Raw genomic sequence first — 19,211 nt, 5'->3', positions numbered from 1 at the left:
GGGGTAGAGGGAACGCCGCATTCCGTCCATTGTTGAACGCGAACATGCCAAGGCCCTTTCGGCACTCCGTGCCCGACAAGGCGTCCACCGGACCTCCTCAGGAGTGAACCCCCCATGCATGTACGCAGATGGACCTCCCGCGCCGCGGTCTCGTTCGCCGCGCTGGCCCTCACCGCGTCGATGACGGCCACCGCCACGGCCGCGACCGCACCCACCACGGCACCCGCACCCACTCCCGCGGTGCAGCGGACCGGCGCCACCTTCGCCGCGCTCGGCGGTGTCGACTACGCGACCTGGCAGCGCGATGTCTCGGCGGTCGTCGCCACCGCACGGCCGTACATCGAGCAGCGCACGGCCGACGCGTCCGGCCGGCGGCTGGCGATGGTGCTGGACATCGACAACACCTCGCTGGAGACGGACTTCCACTACTTCTGGGAGTACCCGACCCCCGCGGTCGAGCAGGTGCTGGACCTCGCCCGCTACGCCGACTCCCGCGGCGTGGACATCTTCTTCGTCACGGCCCGGCCCGGCATCATCGAGTCGCTGACCTCGTACAACCTCCACAAGGCCGGCTACCCGGTCGACGGGCTGTACGTACGCAGCATCCCCGATCTGTTCGAGGAGGTCAGCGCGTACAAGACCGGTAAGCGCGCGGAGATCGAGGCCAAGGGCTACACGATCATCGCGAACGTCGGCAACAGGTCCAGCGACCTGGTCGGCGGTCACGCCGAGCGCACGTTCAAGCTGCCGGACTACGACGGCAAGCTGTCCTGACGCGTTCCCGCGCGAACCCGCCCGTCCGCCGGTCCTGCCGCCTCACGGCCGCGACCGGCGGACGGTGCACCACGCGTCCCGGTCCCGGGCTCCCGGGTCCCGGACGGGCTCAGAAGACCGACTCGGCCTCGTGCATCCGGTCCTCGGGCACGGTCTTCAGCCGGGTGACCGCCTCCGCGAGGGGGACCATGGCCACCTCCGTACCACGCAGCGCGGTCATCATGCCGAACTCGCCGCGGTGCACGGCCTCCACCGCGTGCCAGCCGAAGCGGTTCGCGAGCACCCGGTCGTACGCGGTCGGGACGCCGCCGCGCTGCACATGGCCGAGGATGACGGGGCGGGCCTCCTTGCCGAGCCGGCGCTCCAGCTCCCCGGCGAGCCGGGTGCCGATGCCCGTGAAGCGCTCGTGACCGTACTGGTCGATCTCGCCCTTCTTGTACTCCATGGAGCCCTCGGCCGGATGTGCGCCCTCGGCGACGCAGATGACCGCGAACTTCTTGCCGCGGGAGAAGCGCTCCTCGACCATCTTCACCAGGTCCTCGACATGGAAGGGCCGCTCGGGCAGGCAGATGCCGTGGGCGCCGCCCGCCATGCCGGACTCCAGCGCGATCCAGCCGGCGTGCCGGCCCATCACCTCCACGACCATGACCCGCTGGTGGGACTCGGCCGTGGTCTTGAGCCGGTCGATGGCCTCGGTGGCGACGGTGACGGCGGTGTCGAAGCCGAAGGTGCGGTCGGTGGAGGAGATGTCGTTGTCGATGGTCTTCGGTACGCCGACGACGGGCATCCCGGCGTCCGCCAGCATCCGGGCCGCGGTGAGCGTGCCCTCGCCGCCGATCGGGATGAGCGCGTCGAGGCCGTACCGGCGTGCCAACTCCCCGGAGTTCTCGGCGGCTTCGCGCAGCCGGGAGCGCTCCAGGCGGGCCGAGCCGAGGATCGTGCCGCCGCGGGCGAGGATGCCGCTCACCGCGTTGAGGTCGAGGGGCCGGTAGTGGCCGTCGAGCAGCCCCTTGAACCCGTCCTCGAAGCCGATGACTTCATCCCCGTGACCGGTCATGGCACGGTGCACGACCGACCGGATCACTGCGTTCAGGCCGGGGCAGTCACCGCCTGCGGTGAGAATTCCGATGCGCATCGTGCTGTGTCTCCTGCTCGCTAGCGGTACCTGTGAGCCCTTCTCGATTCTCACACGCCCGGTCTGGACCGCGCCGTTCCGGACCCTCCGCCGGTCCGGCTTCGCATGGCGGGCGCCCTACCCACCCGCAGAGGTATTGTCAAGGGGGCAATGCCACCCTATCGAGTTATTTCGAGCGCATGAGTGCACACATGAGCTCGCAGTTCAGCAGGACACTCACCGATGAGCAGGACAGGAGAGCACGCGTGACGCGGAGCGTGTACGTGACCGGGATCGATCGCGGAGACGGTCGCCAGGTGGTGGAGCTGGGGGTCATGGAGCTCCTGACGCGCCAGGTGGACCGGGTGGGGGTCTTCCGCCCACTCGTGCACGATGGACCCGATCGCATGTTCGATCTCCTGCGTGTGCGCTACCGGCTCTCCCAGGACCCGGCGTCCGTGTACGGCATGGACTACTACGAGGCCGCCGCGCTGCAAGCCGAGAAGGGCACCGACGAGCTGGTGTCCCAGCTGGTCGACCGCTTCCACCAGGTCGCACGCGACTACGAGGTCGTCCTCGTCCTCGGCACGGACTTCCACGCCACCCAACTCCCCGACGAGCTGGCGCTGAACGCCCGGCTGGCCAACGAGTTCGGCGCCTCGGTCATACCCGTGGTGGGCGGCAAGGGCCAGACGGCGGAGTCCGTACGGGCGGAAGCCCGCAACGCCCACCGCGCCTACGAGGTGCTGGGCTGCGACATCCTCGCGATGGCCGTGAACCGGGTGGCCCCGGAGGACCGCCAGGTGATCGCGGAGCGGCTCGCGGCCCGCGTCCCCGTCCCCTGCTACGTGCTGCCCGACGAGCCGGCGCTCGCCGCGCCCACGGTCGCGCAGGTCACCCAGGCCCTGGGGGCCACCGTGCTGCTCGGGGACGATTCCGGGCTCGCCCGGGACGCGCTCGACTTCGTCTTCGGCGGCGCGATGCTGCCGAACCTGCTGAAGGCCCTGACCCCCGGCTGCATGGTCGTCACCCCCGGCGACCGCGCCGACCTGGTGGTCGGCTCGCTCGCCGCGCACTCCGCGGGCACCCCGCCCATCGCGGGCCTGCTGCTCACCCTCGACGAGCGCCCGGCCGACTCGATCCTCACGCTGGCCGCCAGGCTGGCGCCGGGCACACCCGTGCTCTCGGTGCCCGGCGGCTCCTTCCCCACCGCGGCCGAACTCTTCGCGCTCGAAGGCAAGTTGAGCGCCGGGACGCCTCGCAAGGCGGAGACCGCGCTCGGTCTGTTCGAGCGCCACGTCGACACGGCGGGGCTGCTCGCCCGCCTCGAGGTGGCCCGTACCGGCCGGGTCACCCCGATGATGTTCGAGCACGACCTGCTGGAGCAGGCCCGTTCCCAGCGCCGCCGCGTCGTGCTGCCCGAGGGCACCGAGGAGCGGGTGCTGCGCGCGGCCGACGTCCTGCTGCGGCGCGGCGTCTGCGACCTGACCCTCCTCGGCGGCACCGACGTCATCCGCAAGAAGGCCGCCGACCTCGGCATCGATCTCTCCCAGGTGCAGCTGATCGACCCGGCCACCTCCGAGCTCCGCGAGGAGTTCGCCGAGCTGTACGCGGGGCTGCGCGCCCACAAGGGCGTGACGGTGGAGCTGGCGCACGACGTGGTCTCGGACGTCAACTACTTCGGCACCCTGATGGTCTCGCAGGGCCTCGCGGACGGCATGGTCTCCGGCTCCGTCCACTCCACCGCGGCGACGATCCGCCCGGCCTTCGAGATCATCAAGACCGATCCCGGGGCCTCGATCGTCTCCTCCGTCTTCTTCATGTGCCTCGCCGACAAGGTGCTCGTGTACGGCGACTGCGCGGTCAACCCGGACCCGGACGCCGAGCAGCTCGCGGACATCGCGGTGCAGTCGGCGGCGACGGCGGCCCGCTTCGGCGTCGAGCCGCGGATCGCGATGCTGTCGTACTCCACCGGGACGTCCGGCTCGGGCGCGGACGTGGACAAGGTGCGCGAGGCGACCAAGCTGGTGCGTGAGCGCCACCCGGAGCTGAGTATCGAGGGCCCGATCCAGTACGACGCGGCGGTCGAGCCGTCCGTCGCGGCGACCAAGCTGCCGGACTCCGAGGTGGCGGGCCAGGCGACCGTCCTGATCTTCCCCGACCTCAACACCGGCAACAACACCTACAAGGCCGTGCAGCGCTCGGCCGGCGCGGTGGCCGTGGGACCGGTGCTGCAAGGTCTGCGCAAGCCGGTCAACGACCTGTCGCGGGGCGCGCTGGTCAGCGACATCGTCAACACGGTCGCGATCACCGCGATCCAGTCCCAGGCTCAGGAGCTTCCCGCATGACCGCCTCGCGCGTCCTCGTCCTCAACTCCGGCTCCTCGTCGGTGAAGTACCAGCTGCTCGACATGCGCGACGGCTCCCGGCTGGCCGTCGGCCTGGTCGAGCGGATCGGCGAGGAGACGTCCCGGCTGGTGCACACCCCGCTGGCCGGCGACGGGGCCGGGAAGCGTGAGCGTACGGGCCCGATCGCGGACCACGCCGCCGCGCTGAAGGCCGTCGCCGAGGAGCTGACGCACGACGGGCTCGGCCTGGACTCCCCCGAGCTGGCGGCGATCGGCCACCGCGTGGTGCACGGCGGCCTGAAGTTCACGGCCCCGACCGTGATCACCGACGAGGTGATGGCGGAGATCGAGCGCCTGGTGCCGGTGGCGCCGCTGCACAACCCGGCCAACATCACCGGCATCCGCACGGCCCAGGCCCTGCGCCCCGACCTCCCCCAGGTCGCGGTCTTCGACACGGCGTTCCACACGACGATGCCGGAGTACGCGGCCCGGTACGCGATCGACGTCGAGACGGCGGACGCGCACCGGATCCGCCGCTACGGCTTCCACGGCACCTCGCACGCGTATGTGTCGCGCAAGGCGGCCGAGCTGCTGGGCAGGGCGCCGGAGGACGTCAACGTCATCGTGCTGCACCTGGGCAACGGGGCGTCCGCGTCGGCGGTCGCGGGCGGCCGCTGCGTGGACACGTCCATGGGGCTGACCCCCTTGGAGGGGCTGGTCATGGGGACCCGTTCCGGTGACATCGACCCGGCGGTGACCTTCCACCTCAAGCGGGTCGCCGGGATGTCCGAGGATGATGTCGACGTCCTGCTGAACAAGAAGAGCGGTCTGGTCGGACTGTGCGGCGACAACGACATGCGGGAGATCCGGCGGCGGATCGACGAGGGCGACCGCAGCGCGCGGCTCGCCTTCGAGATCTACGTCCACCGGCTCAAGAAGTACATCGGCGCTTACTACGCGGTTCTCGGGCGCGTGGACGCGGTGGTGTTCACTGCGGGCGTGGGCGAGAACGCGGCTCCCGTGCGGGAAGCGGCCGTCGCCGGTCTGGAGGAACTCGGCCTTGTGGTGGACACGGACCTCAACGCCGTACGGTCGGACGAGCCGCGGATCGTCTCGCCCGACCACGCGCGGGTGGCGGTCGCGGTGGTGCCGACCGACGAGGAACTGGAGATCGCCCGGCAGACGTTCGCCCTGGTCGACGCGGGGCCGGACGACGCGGGCCGGCCGGCCGGGGCCTGAGCGGCCCGGCAGGCCACGCCTGAGCGGCCGAGCGCCCATTTGTACATTCCACCAGACGGAATATTCCGCGTAGAAACAAACCGATAGGATCCGCCTCATGCGCCGTTCCAAAATCGTCTGCACACTGGGCCCCGCCGTCGACTCCTACGAGCAGCTGAAAGCGCTCATCGAGGCCGGCATGAACGTGGCCCGATTCAACATGAGCCACGGAACCCAGGCAGAGCACCAGGAGCGGTACGACCGTCTCCGCAGGGCGGTGGCGGAGACCGGCCGCCCCGTGGGCGTGCTCGCCGACCTCCAGGGGCCGAAGATCCGTCTGGAGACCTTCGCCGAGGGCCCGGTCGAGCTGGTCCGCGGTGACGAGTTCACCATCACCACCGAGGACGTCGCCGGGGACAAGTCCGTCTGCGGTACGACGTACAAGGGCCTGCCCGGCGATGTCTCCAAGGGCGACCAGGTCCTGATCAACGACGGCAACGTCGAGCTGCGGGTCGTCGAGGTCGTCGGCCCGCAGGTCAAGACGGTCGTCATCGAGGGCGGTGTCATCTCCGACCACAAGGGCATCAACCTGCCCGGCGCGGCGGTGAACGTCCCGGCCCTCTCCGAGAAGGACGTCGAGGACCTGCGCTTCGCGCTGCGGATGGGCTGCGATCTCGTCGCGCTGTCCTTCGTGCGCGACGCGAGCGACGTCAAGGACGTCCACAAGGTGATGGACGAGGAGGGCCGCCGGGTCCCCGTCATCGCCAAGGTGGAGAAGCCGCAGGCCGTCGAGAACATGGCGGACGTCGTCATGGCCTTCGACGGCGTGATGGTGGCGCGCGGCGACCTGGCCGTCGAGTACCCGCTGGAGCGGGTCCCGATGGTGCAGAAGCGGCTCATCGAGCTGTGCCGCCGCAACGCCAAGCCGGTGATCGTCGCGACCCAGATGATGGAGTCGATGATCACCAACTCCCGCCCGACCCGCGCCGAGGCGTCCGACGTCGCCAACGCGATCCTGGACGGCGCCGACGCGGTCATGCTGTCGGCGGAGTCCTCGGTGGGCGCGTACCCGATCGAGACGGTCAAGACGATGTCCAAGATCGTCACGGCCGCGGAGGAGGAACTCCTCTCCAAGGGCCTCCAGCCCCTGGTCCCGGGCAAGAAGCCGCGCACCCAGGGCGGCTCCGTCGCCCGCGCGGCCTGCGAGATCGCCGACTTCCTCGGCGGCCGCGCCCTGGTCGCCTTCACCCAGTCCGGCGACACGGCCCGCCGCCTCTCCCGCTACCGGGCCCAGCCGCCCATCGTGGCCTTCACGACGGAGGAGTCGACCCGCAACCAGCTCACCCTGAGCTGGGGCGTGGAGCCCTTCATCGCCCCCTTCGTGGAGACCACGGACGCGATGGTCGACTTCGTCGACGCGGCCCTGCTGAAGCTCCAGCGCTTCAACGAGGGCGACACCATGATCATCACGGCCGGATCCCCTCCCGGCGTCCCGGGCACGACGAACATGGTGCGGGTGCACCACCTGGGCGGCGGCAAGCACGACTGACGCCTTTCGCGCACGTACGGCTGTGGGCCGCATCCCTGTGGGGGTGCGGCCCACAGCCGCTTCATCGCCCAGCGGACGGCCCGGGAAGTCGATCTGCGCGCGTGCTGCCAAGAGTCGGCCGTCGATGCCGAGCGCAATGCCTCGACCATCACCTCGACGATCTCAACGGGGACCTGCCCGACGTACACGTACGGCCTTCCGGAGGGGGCGACCCTTGAGCGCACGTGCCTGTAATGGCGCTCCGGGACGCCAAGCCGGCCAAGGACCCGCTTGAATGCGTGGGTCGCTCCGTCGGCTGCCGCGCGACCGTCACGCCATCGCTGCATGTCCATCGCCGCGCCCCCTTGTCCGGTGCGGATGGTTACGGATCTCCACGTCGGCGTCCGTCGCCGCGGAGAAGTCGCCACGGTCCCTGGCCTGCTGCCGCTGCTTGGCCAGAGCCACACACACTCCGCAGTCCGGGATCGGCAGCGGAGGCTCCGGCGGGTACATCAGATGTACAGCTGGGCCCATGGTGGTCTTCTCGGTGCTCATGGCGCGATAGTGGCGCCCCCTCAGGGACGTATCTTCGCCCGGACCAAGGACAGTTGAGCCTTCCCTCGCTACGGTTCAAGAAGGCCCAAACGTCGCTGGGGGAAGCCTTGAACGTCGCTCTACGATCAGCTATGGCAGACGCCAAGCTCACACCCCGGAAGCTCGCCGTTCGCATCGGTGTGGCACCCAAGACCGTGGAACGGTGGCTGGCCGACGCCGAGCTCGTACCCCATGCAAGGAACCGTGTCGACGCCTGCGCGGCGCTGAAGGTGGACGAAGAGATGATCTGGCCGAAAGCTGTACAGGACCGCGTCAAGACCGGCCACGACCGGGAGTTGGTACACGCCTACCCGTACCGGTCCGCCTGCCCGTCCACCGTGTGGGGCGAGCTCATCGAGGGCGCGACCGAAGAGATCTTCTTTGCCGGGTACACGAATTACTTCGTCTGGCTGGAGCAGCCGGCGTTCGTGGATACCCTGCGCCGGAAGGTTGCGTCCGGCTGCCGGGTGCGATTCCTGCTGGGGGATCCCGATGCGGAGGTCACCCGTCGGCGCGAGGCAATCGAGGACGTCACACTCAGTGTCTCCACGCGCATCAGAGTCACCCTTCAAAACCTGGAGCGCCTTGGCCCCATGGAGGGCCTGGAGGCCCGCTTGAGCAACGCGGACGACGCCGTCAATCACGTTTCCCTGTCCGTGTTCCGCTTCGACGACAACGCTCTCGTCACCCCGCACCTGGCGAGGCTGGTCGGCCACGACTCCCCGCTGCTGCACCTGCGGCGCCAAGGCGACGGTGGCATGTTCGACAGGTTCGCGGAGCACACGGAGGAGCTGTGGAGCAGGGGCGCATCACTCTGAGCTCGCGGGCGTCGTCCCCGGTAACCGACACGGGCTCCCGATCAGGAGCCGCTGAGGAAGTTCTCCAGGGCCGACCCCGTCATCTCGACGACGGCGGCGGATTCCCGGGCCGGCTCGGGAAGGTGGGCCCGGTGCCCCTCCTCACGGAGGATCGCCGGGCGATCCGTCGGGAGCACGCTTGCACCGAGGCGGTCCACAAGCTGGGCCAGGATGTCGAAGAACTGTCCGGGCGGGAAGCGGCTGACGGCGAGACAGAGCGGGTTGACGTCGAACCCGACCTCGCGGTCGTCGGCAGTCCGGATCAGCACCCCGTTCATGAGATCGTCGTCGGTGTCGACGACGTACGATCCCAGGACGTCCCGTACGAGATCCATGTCCAAGGGCTCAGGCTCACCGTTGCTGTACCGGAGCACGAACAGCATGCGACTCATTGTCGGATCCTCACGGGCGTTCACTCCTCGAAATATCGGGGTGAGGCATTCCCGCGAGGAGGACTGCACTCGAATGAGCCTCGACATCTACGTCAGGGATCTCAGGCATGATCAGATCGACGTCTTCGGGGACAGTCCTGACGACTCGTTCCGGCGCATGTGCGACAGGGCGCCGGACACCAGTCTGCGAAGCGGCGTTCTGGCGCACGGGCACACCATGTTCAACTCGTTCCAGCTGTATCGCTTCGTGGAAGAGCTGGAGAGCCTTCCGGAGGAAGAGATGACTCCGGTGATCCAGCGGGTGCTCGACGCCGCGAAGCCGGCCATCCGCACGTCCGGTTACCTCTATTTCGTCGGTGACTGACCGTCCGTGCACAAGAGCTGCGGGCCGCACCCCCGAAGGGGTGCGGCCCACAGCTTTTTCCGCGGCTCCCGGAAAATCAGCCGGCGTTGCCACCGGTGAAGTAGTTGTGCAATCCCGGCACCGACAGCGTGCCGCCGAACTGGCCGGCCTGAGTCACCTTCACGTTGGTGAAGAAGGCGAACGGGACGTTCAGCGGCGGCGGGGTCTTGGGGCTGAAGGTCACGGGGATCAGGCCGAAGAGGTTGCCCTTCAGCTCCTCCGTGTACATCGTCACCGTGCCGTTGCGGATCGTGGAGGTCGACCCCTTCTCCGCCTCGACGTGTGCCGTGGTCCCGTTCGGGCCGACGACCAGCTGGTGGAGGTCCTTGATGTCCACGCCCGAAGCCGTGAACTTCAGCACCTTCTTGGTCTTGCCGCCACCGGTCCTGACCTCGACGATGCCCTTGTAGTCGAGGCCCGTCAGCGTGAGCTTCGAGCTCTCCAGCACCCAGGGGTCGTCCGGCAGAGACGGGATGCCCGGCTCCAGCTCGGCGGCGGCCAGGGCCTCGGGGTCGGCGGTCGGGCACGGGAAGCGCGGCTTGCCGTCCGCGCCCACGGGTATGTCCTCGTCCTTGATGGGGTCGAGGCCCTTGACCTTGTCGTCCAGCTCCTCCACCTCGGCGCCGGCCTTGTCGGCCGCGTCCTTGATGGCGTCCTTGGTCTTGTCCGTCGCCTCGTCGACCTCGTCCGTCACGTCCTTGACCGCGTCCGCCGGCTTGGACGTGGCGTCCTCGGCGGGCTTGGGCGAGGCCGTCTCGGACGGCTTCGCCGTCTCGCTCGGCGTCGGTGTCGCCGTCGGCTCCTTGTCGGGGCCGTCGAAGAGGTCCTTGAGGGCGTCGCCGACTCCCAGCGGGTCGAGCGGGTTACGCGTCTCCGACTCGCTCGGGGCCGGGGACGGGCTCGTCTGCTCCGGATCCTTCTCGTCCGTACGGCCGGACTCGGAGGCCGACGGAGTCGCACCCGGCTCGGGCTCGTCGTCCTTGTCGTCCGCGGAACCGCTCGGGGACGGCTCGGGCTTGTCGGACTCCTCGTCGGACGGCTTCGCCGACTCGGAGGGCTTGGGCGACTCGGACTCCGCGGGTTCGTCGGAGCGGGTCACGCACGGGCCGGCGGCGAAGGGGATGTCCTTCTCGTCGGCGAGTGCGAGCTTGGGAGTGAGGCCCATGCCCACGAACACGGCGGTGGGCATCGCGGCCAGGGCTATCGCCTTGCCGGCCGGCTTGTGGAGCTTGGTCAGCAGGGACTTGCGCGGAGCCGCGTGACGCGGCCCCTTTCTCGCTTCCGCCCCATCGCCCCCGGCCGTGGTCAGCGGTGTGACATCACCCTGCACTGTTCCTCCCGCCATGGGCGTCGATGGTGGTCTCGTGCGTGTTCGGGTCGTACGGGCCCCACGGCTCCTGGTCGGCCTTGTCCGGAGCACCGGCGGGCACCGGCTCCTCGGCCCTGTCCGCTTCCGCCTTCGGCTTGCCCGGTGCCCAGGAGAGCGAGAGCGCACCGCCGATGAGCGAGAGCAGGAAGCCGATGATGAAGCCGCCCAGGTTGGCGACCGGGATGGACACCAGCGCGAGCAGGATCGCGGCAACACCCGCGAACACCCTGACGAGGGGCTGGTACCACATGGTCAGGCCGAGCGTGACCAGCAGTACGCCGATGATCAGTGAGCCCGCGCCCGCCGTGGTCGCCATGGAGAGCGTCATGTGCCCGAGCTTGAGACTCGCGTACGGGAAGTAGGCGATCGGAATGCCACCGAGCAGGGTGAACAGGCCTGCCCAGAAGGGTCGCTGCCCCCGCCAGTCGCGGAAGCGCTGCCGGATGACGCGGAGGAATTGCTCGTTCTGCCCCGTGGACTCGGCGCTCATGGAAAACAGCTCCCTGGAACTGGTGTTGCAGTGTGGAGAGTTGGGCGGGCGGGCGAAGCCGTATCAGCTCCCCCGCCCGCCCGGACGGGATGACCGTCAGTAGCACTCGACCTTGGGGCCGTCGCCCTTGTGCAGGCTCATCTGGAGTCCGCCGAGTTCGAACGTGCCGGCAGTGGTCGCCCACGCCTTCTGCTGGACCCCGGTCAGCTCCGCCTCATCGGCCTGCTGAGCGAAGCCGTTGGGCAGGATCGACTTGTCCTTGACGATCGGACCCTTGCCACCGGCGCGCTGGTCGGTGTCCTTGGCCGCGACGCCGATGTCGATGTTCGTGAACTTCGCGTCGGCCTTGAGGTCGGTGACGTCGAGGTAGAGGTCCTTGGCCTTGACCTTCTTGCCGTCCTGACCGGCGTTCAGCTGCAGCGTGATCTTGCCGAGCAGCGGAACGTCGGAGACAACGGACTGACACATGTCCGTGATCGTCGCGGTCTCGAAGGTCGAGATCGCGACCGGACGGGCTACCTTCTCGTCGCCCTTGAGGTCCTTGTACCCCATGTCGACGCCGCCGTACTGGGCGAAGCCGTAGCCATGCAGGTAACCGGCCTCGACCTTGAACTCCTGGCCCGACACCGCGAACGACGCGGCGAGCGCGCCCTGTGCCAGTCCGACGCCTATCGCAGCCGTCGCGGCCACGGACGGCACCATGACAACGGCGAACCGCTTCCATCTGGTCCCACCACGTACCTGGGACATATAAGTTCCTCCTTCTCGGACGTACATCTCCGGTACGGACCTCGAAGGATCCGGACCTGGGATGGGAGAAGTGCTACGTCCTCGGGAAGGAGAGCGCCTGTGCATCAGGCGCGAGCCGCGTCCGAATCACCGGCGATCACCCCCGAGCGACAACCACTGGCCACGCCTTCGCGCAACCTCGATGGACAGGCCCTGCCGGTCGGGCAGGAACCCCCCTGTCCGCGGTCGGCGCCTCTGCCGCCGGCCGACTCGGTGGGGACCCAGGACCGCGGTACGCGGCTGGCTGCCGGGCTGGTGCGGTGATGGACCGAGCGTCGCCGATCGTGGTGCATTACGAGCCGGGGCACAAGGGGGTTCGTTACTGACTAGTAACGGACGGATAACCACGCCACGACAGGGTGGTGTCGCCCGGCAACACAGGGTGCCTCGGGCCCCATCGACAGATGCGGAGATTGGAGTGAAAAAGCGGACAGAACAACGGCGTTGATTTACTGCGAGTAACAGCGGCCGCGTTTACCAAGTTTTGGTAAAGCGCGGCCGCCCATTGTCACTCTGTCGCCAAATCGGCCACCGCTCCGGGCGATATCAGCCGGGCGCCGGCGCCCCCTGCCGCTGCTCGCGCAGGGCGGTCGACTTCAAACCAGGGCCGTCAGAACAGAACCCTCGCGAGCGCCGTACGTGCCGCGGACACCCGCGGGTCGTCCGGGCCGATCACCTCGAAGAGCTCCAGCAGTCGCAGCCGGGCCGCGTCGCGGTCGTCGCCCGCGGTGAGCCGCACGGTGTCGACGAGCCGGCCGAAGGCGTCCTCGACATGGCCGCCGACCAGATCCAGATCGGCCGCGGCGATCTGCGCCTGGACGTCGCCCGGCGCGTCCGCCGCGTCCGTGCGCACCTTCTGGGGGTCCATGTCCCGCACCCGGGACAGGAGTTCGGCCTGGGCGAGGCCGAGCTTGGCCTCCGAGTTGCCCGGGTCGTCGGCGAGCACGTTCTTGTACGCCTGCACGGCGCCGCCGAGGTCGCCCGCGTCGAGCGCCTGGACGGCCGCTTCGAGCAGCGCGTCGTACGGTCCCGCCGGGATCTCGGCCTCGGGGGCGGGGGCGCCTTCCTCGGCGTCCGTGTCGACGGTGAGGCCGGTCAGGCCGAAGCGCTGCTCGCCGACCTGGATCAGCTGGTCCAGGGTCTGGCGGATCTGCGGCTCGGGCGCGAGGCCCTGGAAGAGCGGCAGCGCCTGGCCGGCGACCACCGCGAAGACGGCCGGGATGCCCTGGATCCCGAACTGCTGCATCAGCATCTGGTTGGCTTCGACGTCGATCTTGGCGAGCACGAAGCGGCCGTTGTACTCCGTGGCCAGCCGCTCCAGCACAGGGCTCAGCTGCTTGCACGGTTCGCACCACTCGGCCCAGAAGTCGAGGACGACCGGGACCTCCGCGGAGCGCTGGAGGACATCGCGCTCGAAGCCCGCCTCGTCGACATCGATCACCAGGCTGGAGGGGGGCACGGCACCGCCGCCGCCCTGGCGGGCGGTTTCCGCGCGCGTCTGCTCCGCCTTGACCTTGGCCTCACCGGCCGCCTTCACCGCGGCGAGGTCGACGACGCCGCTCATGGACATGTTCCTAGGCTGCATGAGTACATCCTCCCCCTTCCGCGCGCACGAGTGAAAAGTCCGTGGAGTACCGGTCGTGTACTCCGGTCCCGAGCACCACTCCTGTGCGTCGGTACCGTGTGGCACCGGGTCCCCACCTGGCGCCTGTGGCTGTCGCTTTGGCCGAACTCGCGCTCAGCTTTCGCTACGAGTCGTAGCGTAACTCCTGTACCACTTCACCGGGAAGGTTCACCCGGTGAAGTGGCTCACAGCAATCCACCTACTGGCCGGTATGGTCGCCGTCATGTGTAGTCACAGCCGCCGGAGCACGACCCGCACCGGCCGTCCGCGCAGCGCCGAGGCGGACGCCGCCATCCTCGACGCGACCAGGGCCGCCCTGGTCGAGCTGGGCTGGTCCAAGCTGACGATGGGCGATGTGGCGACCCGCGCCGGCGTGGCCAAGACCACCCTCTACCGCCGCTGGGCCGGCAAGAACGAACTGGTCGTGGACGCGGTCGCGGTCCTCTTCGACGAGCTGGAGCTGCCGGACCGGGGCAGTCTGGCCGCAGACGTGGAGGGTGTCGTGCTCCAGTTCGCGGCGCTGCTGGAGCGGCCCGAGGCCAGGACCGCGCTGATGGCGGTGGTCGCCGAGTCGACCCGCGACGAGCCGCTGCGCGAGCGGATCCGGGTCTCGATCGTGGACCGCCAGAAACGGCTCGTCCTGGAGGGACGGGAGCGGGCCCAGGCGCGTGGCGAGCTGCCGACGGAGTCCGACCCCGTGGCGGCCGCCCGCACCGCCGACCTGATCTTCGACGTGATCGCGGGCGCGGTGGTGCACCGGGCACTGGTGAGCTGCGAACCGGTCGACGAGGACTGGGTACGTCGCTTCACCGCGGTCCTTCTGGGCGGCCTGGGAGCGACGGCCCGAGAGGCCTGAGCCGCGCTCCCGCCCCGCCCCGCCCCGCCTCGCTCGGGAGTCAGACCTGGTACCGGTCCGCGGCGAAGAGGTGCAGGTTCTCCGCCACCCACTCCGACGTCCGCTTCAGCCCTTCCTCCAGCGGGACCTCCGGCTCCCAGCCCGCCCACTCCCGCGCACGCCGGTTGTCGGACAGCAGCCGCTCCACCTCGCTGCCCGACGGCCGCAGCCGCGCCGGGTCGACGACGATCTCGGCCCGCCGCCCCGAGGCCTCGATGAGCTCGGCCGCAAGGTCCCCGATCGAGATCTCGCGCCCCGTACCGAGATTGACGACCTGTCCGAGAGCCCGGTCGCAGGCCGCCGTCGCGAGGAAGCCGCGGGCCGTGTCCGTGACATAGGTGAAGTCCCGGGTCGGGCTGAGCGAGCCGAGCCTGATCTCCCGTGCGCCGGCGTGCAGTTGGGCGAGGATGGTCGGGATCACGGCCCGCGCGGACTGCCTCGGACCGTAGGTGTTGAAGGGCCTGACCACCGTGACCGGCAGGTCGAAGGCGTGCCGGTGCGACAGCGCCATCATGTCCGCGCCGATCTTCGAGGCGGAGTACGGGGACTGCGGCTGGAGCGGGTGGTCCTCGGAGATGGGGACGGTGAGGGCCGTGCCGTACACCTCGCTCGTCGAGGTGTGCACCAGCCGGCGGACCCCGTGCCTGCGGCAGGCCTCGGCGATGTTCTCCGTCCCGTTGACGTTCGTCTGGACGTAGGCGCCGGGCGAGTCGTAGCTGTACGGAATGCCGATCAGCGCCGCCAGATGGAAGACCGTGTCGCAGCCGGCGACGGCGTCCATCACCCGGCCCGCGTCGCGCACATCGCCCGCGAGCATCTCCACCTCGCCCATGAGGTGCGCCAGATGGCCCTTCTCCGCGTACGGCTTGTAGTGGACGAAGGCACGGACGCGTGCCCCGCGTTCCACGAGCAGATCGACGAGGGTGGAGCCGATGAAGCCCTCGGCGCCGGTGACGAGGACGGTGCGGTCGTTCCAGTTCATGCTGCGTACTCCTTGGTGGACGAGGCGAGTTCGAGGACACGGGCGGCCAGCAGATCCGCGGCACGGGCGTGCGGCCCCGGGTCGGCGGCCGTGCTCATCGCGGCCAGCCGCGCCGGATCGGCGAGCAGCGGAGCGGTGAGCGCGTCGAGCCGTTCGGCGGTGGTGTCGGCGTCCGGGAGCAGCAGTCCCGCGCCGGCGTCGGTGAGGACCCGGGCGTTGTGCGTCTGGTGGTCGCCCGGGGCGTGGGGATAGGGGACGAGGACGGCCGGCACTCCGGTGGTGGCGAGTTCGGCGACGGTCGCCGCGCCGGCCCGGCTGACGACGAGGTCGGCGGCGGCGTAGGCGAGGTCCATCCGGTCGAGGTAGGGGACGGCCCGGGCCACGGGCGAGTCACCGAGCCGGCGGCGGGTCTCCTGCAGTGCGGCGGGCCCGGTCTTGATGAGGAGATGGACGTCGGTGCGCCCGTGCCATCGCTGTGCGAGGCCGATCGCGGCCTCGGTGAGCCGGGCAGCGCCGAGGCTTCCGCCGTTGACCAGCAGCAGCCGCGCCCCGTCGGGGATGCTCAGTTCGCGGCGGGCGTGCTCGCGCAGCGATGGGCGGTCGAGTCCGGCGAGCGCCGCGGCGATGGGCATTCCGGTGGTCAGGGCGTTCTCGCCGCCCGACAGGTGCGCGCGGCTGCGGTCGAAGGCGACCGCGAGATGCGGGGTGAGCCGGGCGGCGAACTGGTTGGCCCGGCCGGGTACGGCGTTGGACTCGTGGATCAGGCTGGGCAGCCCGGCCAGTCGGGCGCCGAGGATGACGGGCGCGCTCGGGTAGCCGCCCATACCGACGGCGATGTGTGCCCGCTGAGCGCGCAGGATCGTGCGGCACTGGGCGCCGGACCTCAGCAGCGCGGCCGGCAGCAGATAGCGTCTGGCGCCCAGCGAGGGGTCGAAGGGGATCATGTCGACGGTGTGCAGGCGGTGTCCCGCGCCCGGTATCAGCTCGGTCTCCAGACCGCGCGTCGTGCCGACGAAGGAGATCACCGCCTCCGGTACGGCCCGGCGCAGCGCCTCGGCGAGCGCGAGGCCCGGGTAGATGTGGCCACCGGTACCGCCGGCGCCGATGACGACGGACAGCGGCTCCGCGGCGGTCCACGGACCGGGTCGCGCACCTGGCTGCGAGACGGTCGACGGGCCGTGCCAGGGACCGTGGGAGGAATCGGTCGACGGACCGTTCGCCGGCGCGGGCCGGGGTCGCTCCGCCGGGCGGGGCTGTGGTGGTGTACGCATGACGGCACGCTCGCGGAACGCCTTAAGAGAGATCTAAGAAGCCGGTTTGGCAGTCTTGAGGTCATGGGAGCAGCGAAGATCCTGGTCGTCGACGACGATCCGGAGGTGCGGGCCGCGGTGGCCGACGGCCTCTGTGTCGAGGGCTACGAGGTGCGGGAGGCGCCGGACGGTCTGTCCGCGCTCTCGGAGATGGCCGCCTGGCAGCCGGACGCGCTGGTCCTCGATGTGATGATGCCGGTCCTGGACGGGCTCGCCGTGTGCCGGCGGCTGCGCGCGTTGGAGGACCGCACGCCGGTGATCGTGCTCACCGCGCTGGACTCGGTGAGCGAGCGCGTGGACGGCCTGGACGCGGGGGCGGACGACTATCTGGTGAAGCCCTTCGCCCTCGACGAACTGACCGCGCGGGTACGCGCCCTGCTGCGCCGGGCGGCTCCCGGCGACCCGGACGACGCGGCCGAACTGCGCTTCGCGGATCTGGTGGTGGACCCCGACTCCCGCACCGGCAGCCGGGGCGGACGCCCCCTGGAGTTCAGCCGTACCGAGTGCGCGCTGCTGGAGCTGCTGCTGCGCCATCCACGGCAGGTGCTCACGCGGGAGCTGATCCACGAACGGGTCTGGGGCCGCGACTTCGGGCCGGCCTCCAACTCGCTCGCCGTGTACGTGGGCTACCTGCGGCGCAAACTGGAGGCGGGCGGTGAGCCGAGACTGGTCCACACGGTGCACGGCGTCGGCTACCGGCTGGACGTCCCGTGAGCGGCGTACGCAGGCTGGGCGCGCGCTGGCGGCGCCGCAGGCCGGTGCGTACGAGGCTGGCCCTCGCCGCCTCCGCTGCCGTCGCGGTGGTCGCGGTGGGGGTGTGCGCCGCCGCGTTCGTCGTGCTCCGTTACGCGATGTACCGCCAGCTGGATCTGAACCTGACCCAGTCCGCGACCCAGGTCACCCAGCAGCACCGGGGTGCGGCGCCGGATGTCCTGGCGGGCGAGTGCCGCTTTCTGGCTGCTCCCGCCTGCGCGCAGATCGTGCCCGCCGATCCGGCGGACGATCCGTCCGCACCGCCGTATCCGCTGCCGGTCTCGGCTCCGGTCCGCGAGGTGGCGGCGGGCGCGCGGGCGCCGTACTTCACCAACATCACGGTCGCGGGCGGTCCGGCCAGGATGCTCACCACCACCTTCGGGCGGGACAAGGCGCTCCAGGTCGCCCTCTCCGCCGACAAGGTGGAGCAGGGTGTGCGGCAGGCGGCCTGGCTGCTGTCGCTGGTCGGGGCGGCCGGGGTGGTGCTGGCCGGGGCGCTGGGTTACGGGGTGTCGCGCACGGGTCTGGCCCCGGTGGCCCGGCTCACCGCGACGGCGGAGCGTATCGCCGCGACCCGCGACCCCCGTCACCGGATCGAGCTGCCGCCCGGCCCGCCGGGGCGCGAGGACGAGGTGACCCGGCTCGCCACCACGTTCAACACCATGCTGGGCGAGCTGGAGAAGTCGGTCACGGCGCAGCGGCGACTCGTGGCGGACGCCTCCCACGAACTGCGTACACCTCTCACCTCGCTGCGGACCAACGCCGAGCTGCTCGCCCGCGCCGACCGGCTCACGGACTCCCAGCGCGAGCGGGCGTCGGCGGCGCTCGCCCGGCAGCTGCGCGAGGTGACGGGGCTGGTGAACGACCTGATCGAGCTGGCCAGGGACGAGGAGCCGGATCCGCTGCTGGAGGCCGTGGCGCTCCGGCAGCTCACCGAGCATGTGGTCGAGACGGCGCGGGCACACTGGCCGGCCACGCGCTTCACGCTGTGGACCGATGACGCGGTGGCGGAACTCACCCTGCCGGGTGTGCCGGCACGGCTGTCCCGGCTGCTGACGAACCTGCTGGACAACGCGGCGAAGTTCAGCCCTCCGGGAGCGGCCGTCGAGGTCGCGCTGACCACCGTGGGCCTGACGGTCCGCGACCACGGTCCGGGGATCGCGCCACAGGACGTTCCGTATGTCTTCGACCGCTTCTACCGTGCGGAGTCGGCGCGGGCGCTGCCCGGCTCGGGTCTCGGACTGGCGATGGCCCGGCAGATCGCCCGGGCCCACCGCTGCGAGCTGACGGCGGAGAACGCCCCGGGCGGCGGTGCGCTGTTCCGTCTCACGTTTCCGGCCGCCGCCCCCGGTCATCCGTGAGCGCGGGCTTGCCCGGCCAGGTCACCTTGGGGAGCTGCTCCGCCTCCTCGGGCGGCAGCAGACCGGCACCGACGAGCGCGGCACGGCCCGCCATCCGCCCGGCCATCTTGAAGCCGTACTCGGAGGAGTCCACTTCGTGGTGGCGGCCGTCGGTGATCCGGACGCGGGCGGCCACTCCGTCGAGGCCCTCCAGCAGGCCCGCCCGGATCGCGGGCAGGTACTCCGCGGGCAGCAGTTCGTCGGGCACGGTGTTCACGATGTCCGGCTCGTCGCCGTCCCCGGGCGGCTCGAAGTCGGCGGTGAGCCGCGCGAAGGGGCCGCAGCAGATGTACTGGAAGGCGACGCGAACGCCGCGCACGGGAACGGGAAGACCGGCCATCCCGCCACGGTAGGGGCGTGATGGCCGGTCCA

19 protein-coding genes are annotated in these 19,211 nt (G+C 70.3%); 9 read left to right on the top strand and 10 right to left on the bottom strand.

What is annotated here, in order from left to right; translation table 11 throughout:
- Nucleotides 1-114: 114 nt before the first annotated feature.
- Nucleotides 115-774 carry an HAD family acid phosphatase gene (locus tag OG766_RS24785; RefSeq protein ID WP_328726233.1) on the top strand — a complete coding sequence of 220 codons (660 nt, stop codon included), beginning with the start codon at nucleotides 115-117 and terminating at the stop codon, nucleotides 772-774.
- Nucleotides 775-883: 109 nt separating this feature from the next.
- On the opposite strand, the gene OG766_RS24780 is transcribed toward OG766_RS24785, so the two are convergent.
- On the bottom strand, nucleotides 884-1,909 hold the full coding sequence (locus OG766_RS24780; RefSeq protein ID WP_266383413.1) for an ATP-dependent 6-phosphofructokinase: 1,026 nt from the start codon (nucleotides 1,907-1,909) through the stop codon (nucleotides 884-886).
- Between the two features lie 245 nt (nucleotides 1,910-2,154).
- Here OG766_RS24780 and pta point away from each other — a divergent pair, with 245 nt between their 5' ends.
- From pta to pyk, 3 genes are all read left to right on the top strand, one after another.
- Nucleotides 2,155-4,236, top strand: coding sequence for a phosphate acetyltransferase (pta, locus tag OG766_RS24775; protein ID WP_328726232.1), 2,082 nt, complete (start codon nucleotides 2,155-2,157; stop codon nucleotides 4,234-4,236).
- Entirely contained in the window at nucleotides 4,233-5,474 is a 1,242-nt protein-coding gene (locus tag OG766_RS24770; protein ID WP_328726231.1) for an acetate kinase, read from the top strand. Before pta ends, OG766_RS24770 begins: the two co-directional genes overlap by 4 nt.
- 97 nt (nucleotides 5,475-5,571) lie before the next feature.
- Nucleotides 5,572-7,002 carry a pyruvate kinase gene (gene pyk, locus OG766_RS24765; RefSeq protein ID WP_266383406.1) on the top strand — a complete coding sequence of 477 codons (1,431 nt, stop codon included), beginning with the start codon at nucleotides 5,572-5,574 and terminating at the stop codon, nucleotides 7,000-7,002.
- A gap of 309 nt (nucleotides 7,003-7,311) precedes the next feature.
- Here the strand turns inward: pyk and OG766_RS24760 are convergent, their stop codons facing one another.
- Nucleotides 7,312-7,536 carry a hypothetical protein gene (locus OG766_RS24760; RefSeq protein WP_328726230.1) on the bottom strand — a complete coding sequence of 75 codons (225 nt, stop codon included), beginning with the start codon at nucleotides 7,534-7,536 and terminating at the stop codon, nucleotides 7,312-7,314.
- Nucleotides 7,537-7,667: 131 nt separating this feature from the next.
- Between OG766_RS24760 and OG766_RS24755 the strand changes: the two genes are divergently transcribed.
- Complete coding sequence (locus OG766_RS24755; protein ID WP_328726229.1) at nucleotides 7,668-8,393, top strand: XRE family transcriptional regulator; 726 nt, start codon at nucleotides 7,668-7,670, stop codon at nucleotides 8,391-8,393.
- Between the two features lie 41 nt (nucleotides 8,394-8,434).
- On the opposite strand, the gene OG766_RS24750 is transcribed toward OG766_RS24755, so the two are convergent.
- Nucleotides 8,435-8,815 (bottom strand): hypothetical protein, encoded by a 381-nt coding sequence (locus tag OG766_RS24750; protein ID WP_328726228.1) that lies wholly within the window; start codon nucleotides 8,813-8,815, stop codon nucleotides 8,435-8,437.
- A gap of 82 nt (nucleotides 8,816-8,897) precedes the next feature.
- On the opposite strand from OG766_RS24750, the gene OG766_RS24745 reads away from it, so the two are divergent.
- On the top strand, nucleotides 8,898-9,188 hold the full coding sequence (locus OG766_RS24745) for a hypothetical protein (protein WP_328726227.1): 291 nt from the start codon (nucleotides 8,898-8,900) through the stop codon (nucleotides 9,186-9,188).
- Nucleotides 9,189-9,264: 76 nt separating this feature from the next.
- Here OG766_RS24745 and OG766_RS24740 read toward each other — a convergent pair whose 3' ends face one another.
- From OG766_RS24740 to OG766_RS24725, 4 genes are all read right to left on the bottom strand, one after another.
- Complete coding sequence (locus OG766_RS24740; RefSeq protein WP_266383395.1) at nucleotides 9,265-10,572, bottom strand: hypothetical protein; 1,308 nt, start codon at nucleotides 10,570-10,572, stop codon at nucleotides 9,265-9,267.
- Complete coding sequence (locus OG766_RS24735) at nucleotides 10,547-11,086, bottom strand: DUF6114 domain-containing protein (protein ID WP_266383393.1); 540 nt, start codon at nucleotides 11,084-11,086, stop codon at nucleotides 10,547-10,549. Before OG766_RS24735 ends, OG766_RS24740 begins: the two co-directional genes overlap by 26 nt.
- Nucleotides 11,087-11,182: 96 nt before the next feature.
- Nucleotides 11,183-11,836, bottom strand: a complete 654-nt coding sequence (locus OG766_RS24730) for a DUF6230 family protein (protein WP_266383390.1) — start codon at nucleotides 11,834-11,836, stop codon at nucleotides 11,183-11,185.
- Nucleotides 11,837-12,485: 649 nt separating this feature from the next.
- On the bottom strand, nucleotides 12,486-13,460 hold the full coding sequence (locus OG766_RS24725; RefSeq protein WP_266383388.1) for a tetratricopeptide repeat protein: 975 nt from the start codon (nucleotides 13,458-13,460) through the stop codon (nucleotides 12,486-12,488).
- A gap of 262 nt (nucleotides 13,461-13,722) precedes the next feature.
- On the opposite strand from OG766_RS24725, the gene OG766_RS24720 reads away from it, so the two are divergent.
- Nucleotides 13,723-14,355 carry a TetR/AcrR family transcriptional regulator gene (locus tag OG766_RS24720; RefSeq protein WP_266383385.1) on the top strand — a complete coding sequence of 211 codons (633 nt, stop codon included), beginning with the start codon at nucleotides 13,723-13,725 and terminating at the stop codon, nucleotides 14,353-14,355.
- Between the two features lie 40 nt (nucleotides 14,356-14,395).
- Here the strand turns inward: OG766_RS24720 and OG766_RS24715 are convergent, their stop codons facing one another.
- Nucleotides 14,396-15,376: an SDR family NAD(P)-dependent oxidoreductase gene (locus OG766_RS24715; RefSeq protein ID WP_266383382.1), complete on the bottom strand. Its 981-nt coding sequence runs from the start codon at nucleotides 15,374-15,376 to the stop codon at nucleotides 14,396-14,398.
- On the bottom strand, nucleotides 15,373-16,647 hold the full coding sequence (locus OG766_RS24710; RefSeq protein WP_328726226.1) for a UDP-N-acetylglucosamine--N-acetylmuramyl-(pentapeptide) pyrophosphoryl-undecaprenol N-acetylglucosamine transferase: 1,275 nt from the start codon (nucleotides 16,645-16,647) through the stop codon (nucleotides 15,373-15,375). The genes OG766_RS24715 and OG766_RS24710 overlap by 4 nt, the downstream gene beginning before the upstream one ends.
- A 63-nt stretch (nucleotides 16,648-16,710) precedes the next feature.
- Between OG766_RS24710 and OG766_RS24705 the strand changes: the two genes are divergently transcribed.
- Both OG766_RS24705 and OG766_RS24700 read left to right on the top strand, forming a co-directional pair.
- A complete protein-coding gene (locus tag OG766_RS24705) occupies nucleotides 16,711-17,400 on the top strand; it encodes a response regulator transcription factor (RefSeq protein WP_328726225.1) in 690 nt (229 codons plus the stop codon).
- Nucleotides 17,397-18,800 carry a sensor histidine kinase gene (locus tag OG766_RS24700; RefSeq protein ID WP_266383374.1) on the top strand — a complete coding sequence of 468 codons (1,404 nt, stop codon included), beginning with the start codon at nucleotides 17,397-17,399 and terminating at the stop codon, nucleotides 18,798-18,800. Before OG766_RS24705 ends, OG766_RS24700 begins: the two co-directional genes overlap by 4 nt.
- Here OG766_RS24700 and OG766_RS24695 read toward each other — a convergent pair.
- Nucleotides 18,766-19,179 (bottom strand): hypothetical protein, encoded by a 414-nt coding sequence (locus tag OG766_RS24695; RefSeq protein WP_266383371.1) that lies wholly within the window; start codon nucleotides 19,177-19,179, stop codon nucleotides 18,766-18,768. The two genes, OG766_RS24700 and OG766_RS24695, sit on opposite strands and share 35 nt — an antisense overlap.
- Between the last annotated feature and the right edge of the window lie 32 nt (nucleotides 19,180-19,211).

The organism is Streptomyces sp. NBC_00259 (genome assembly GCF_036181745.1).
Classification (GTDB): Bacteria; Actinomycetota; Actinomycetes; order Streptomycetales; family Streptomycetaceae; genus Streptomyces; species Streptomyces pratisoli.
The sequence above is the reverse complement of the archived record's forward strand: the minus strand, read 5'-3'. Positions and strand labels throughout refer to the sequence as shown.

Bases quoted from the DNA above. Each gene is read 5' to 3' on its own strand.
- OG766_RS24725 (WP_266383388.1), bottom strand. From the start codon at position 13,460: ATGCAGCCTAGGAACATGTCCATGAGCGGCGTCGTCGACCTCGCCGCG.
- OG766_RS24695 (WP_266383371.1), bottom strand. From the start codon at position 19,179: ATGGCCGGTCTTCCCGTTCCCGTGCGCGGCGTTCGCGTCGCCTTCCAG.
- OG766_RS24770 (WP_328726231.1), top strand. From the start codon at position 4,233: ATGACCGCCTCGCGCGTCCTCGTCCTCAACTCCGGCTCCTCGTCGGTG.
- OG766_RS24730 (WP_266383390.1), bottom strand. From the start codon at position 11,836: ATGTCCCAGGTACGTGGTGGGACCAGATGGAAGCGGTTCGCCGTTGTC.
- OG766_RS24710 (WP_328726226.1), bottom strand. From the start codon at position 16,647: ATGCGTACACCACCACAGCCCCGCCCGGCGGAGCGACCCCGGCCCGCG.
- OG766_RS24735 (WP_266383393.1), bottom strand. From the start codon at position 11,086: ATGAGCGCCGAGTCCACGGGGCAGAACGAGCAATTCCTCCGCGTCATC.
- OG766_RS24705 (WP_328726225.1), top strand. From the start codon at position 16,711: ATGGGAGCAGCGAAGATCCTGGTCGTCGACGACGATCCGGAGGTGCGG.
- OG766_RS24750 (WP_328726228.1), bottom strand. From the start codon at position 8,815: ATGCTGTTCGTGCTCCGGTACAGCAACGGTGAGCCTGAGCCCTTGGAC.
- OG766_RS24755 (WP_328726229.1), top strand. From the start codon at position 7,668: ATGGCAGACGCCAAGCTCACACCCCGGAAGCTCGCCGTTCGCATCGGT.
- OG766_RS24780 (WP_266383413.1), bottom strand. From the start codon at position 1,909: ATGCGCATCGGAATTCTCACCGCAGGCGGTGACTGCCCCGGCCTGAAC.
- OG766_RS24740 (WP_266383395.1), bottom strand. From the start codon at position 10,572: ATGGCGGGAGGAACAGTGCAGGGTGATGTCACACCGCTGACCACGGCC.
- OG766_RS24785 (WP_328726233.1), top strand. From the start codon at position 115: ATGCATGTACGCAGATGGACCTCCCGCGCCGCGGTCTCGTTCGCCGCG.
- OG766_RS24720 (WP_266383385.1), top strand. From the start codon at position 13,723: ATGTGTAGTCACAGCCGCCGGAGCACGACCCGCACCGGCCGTCCGCGC.
- OG766_RS24745 (WP_328726227.1), top strand. From the start codon at position 8,898: ATGAGCCTCGACATCTACGTCAGGGATCTCAGGCATGATCAGATCGAC.
- OG766_RS24715 (WP_266383382.1), bottom strand. From the start codon at position 15,376: ATGAACTGGAACGACCGCACCGTCCTCGTCACCGGCGCCGAGGGCTTC.
- pyk (WP_266383406.1), top strand. From the start codon at position 5,572: ATGCGCCGTTCCAAAATCGTCTGCACACTGGGCCCCGCCGTCGACTCC.
- OG766_RS24760 (WP_328726230.1), bottom strand. From the start codon at position 7,536: ATGAGCACCGAGAAGACCACCATGGGCCCAGCTGTACATCTGATGTAC.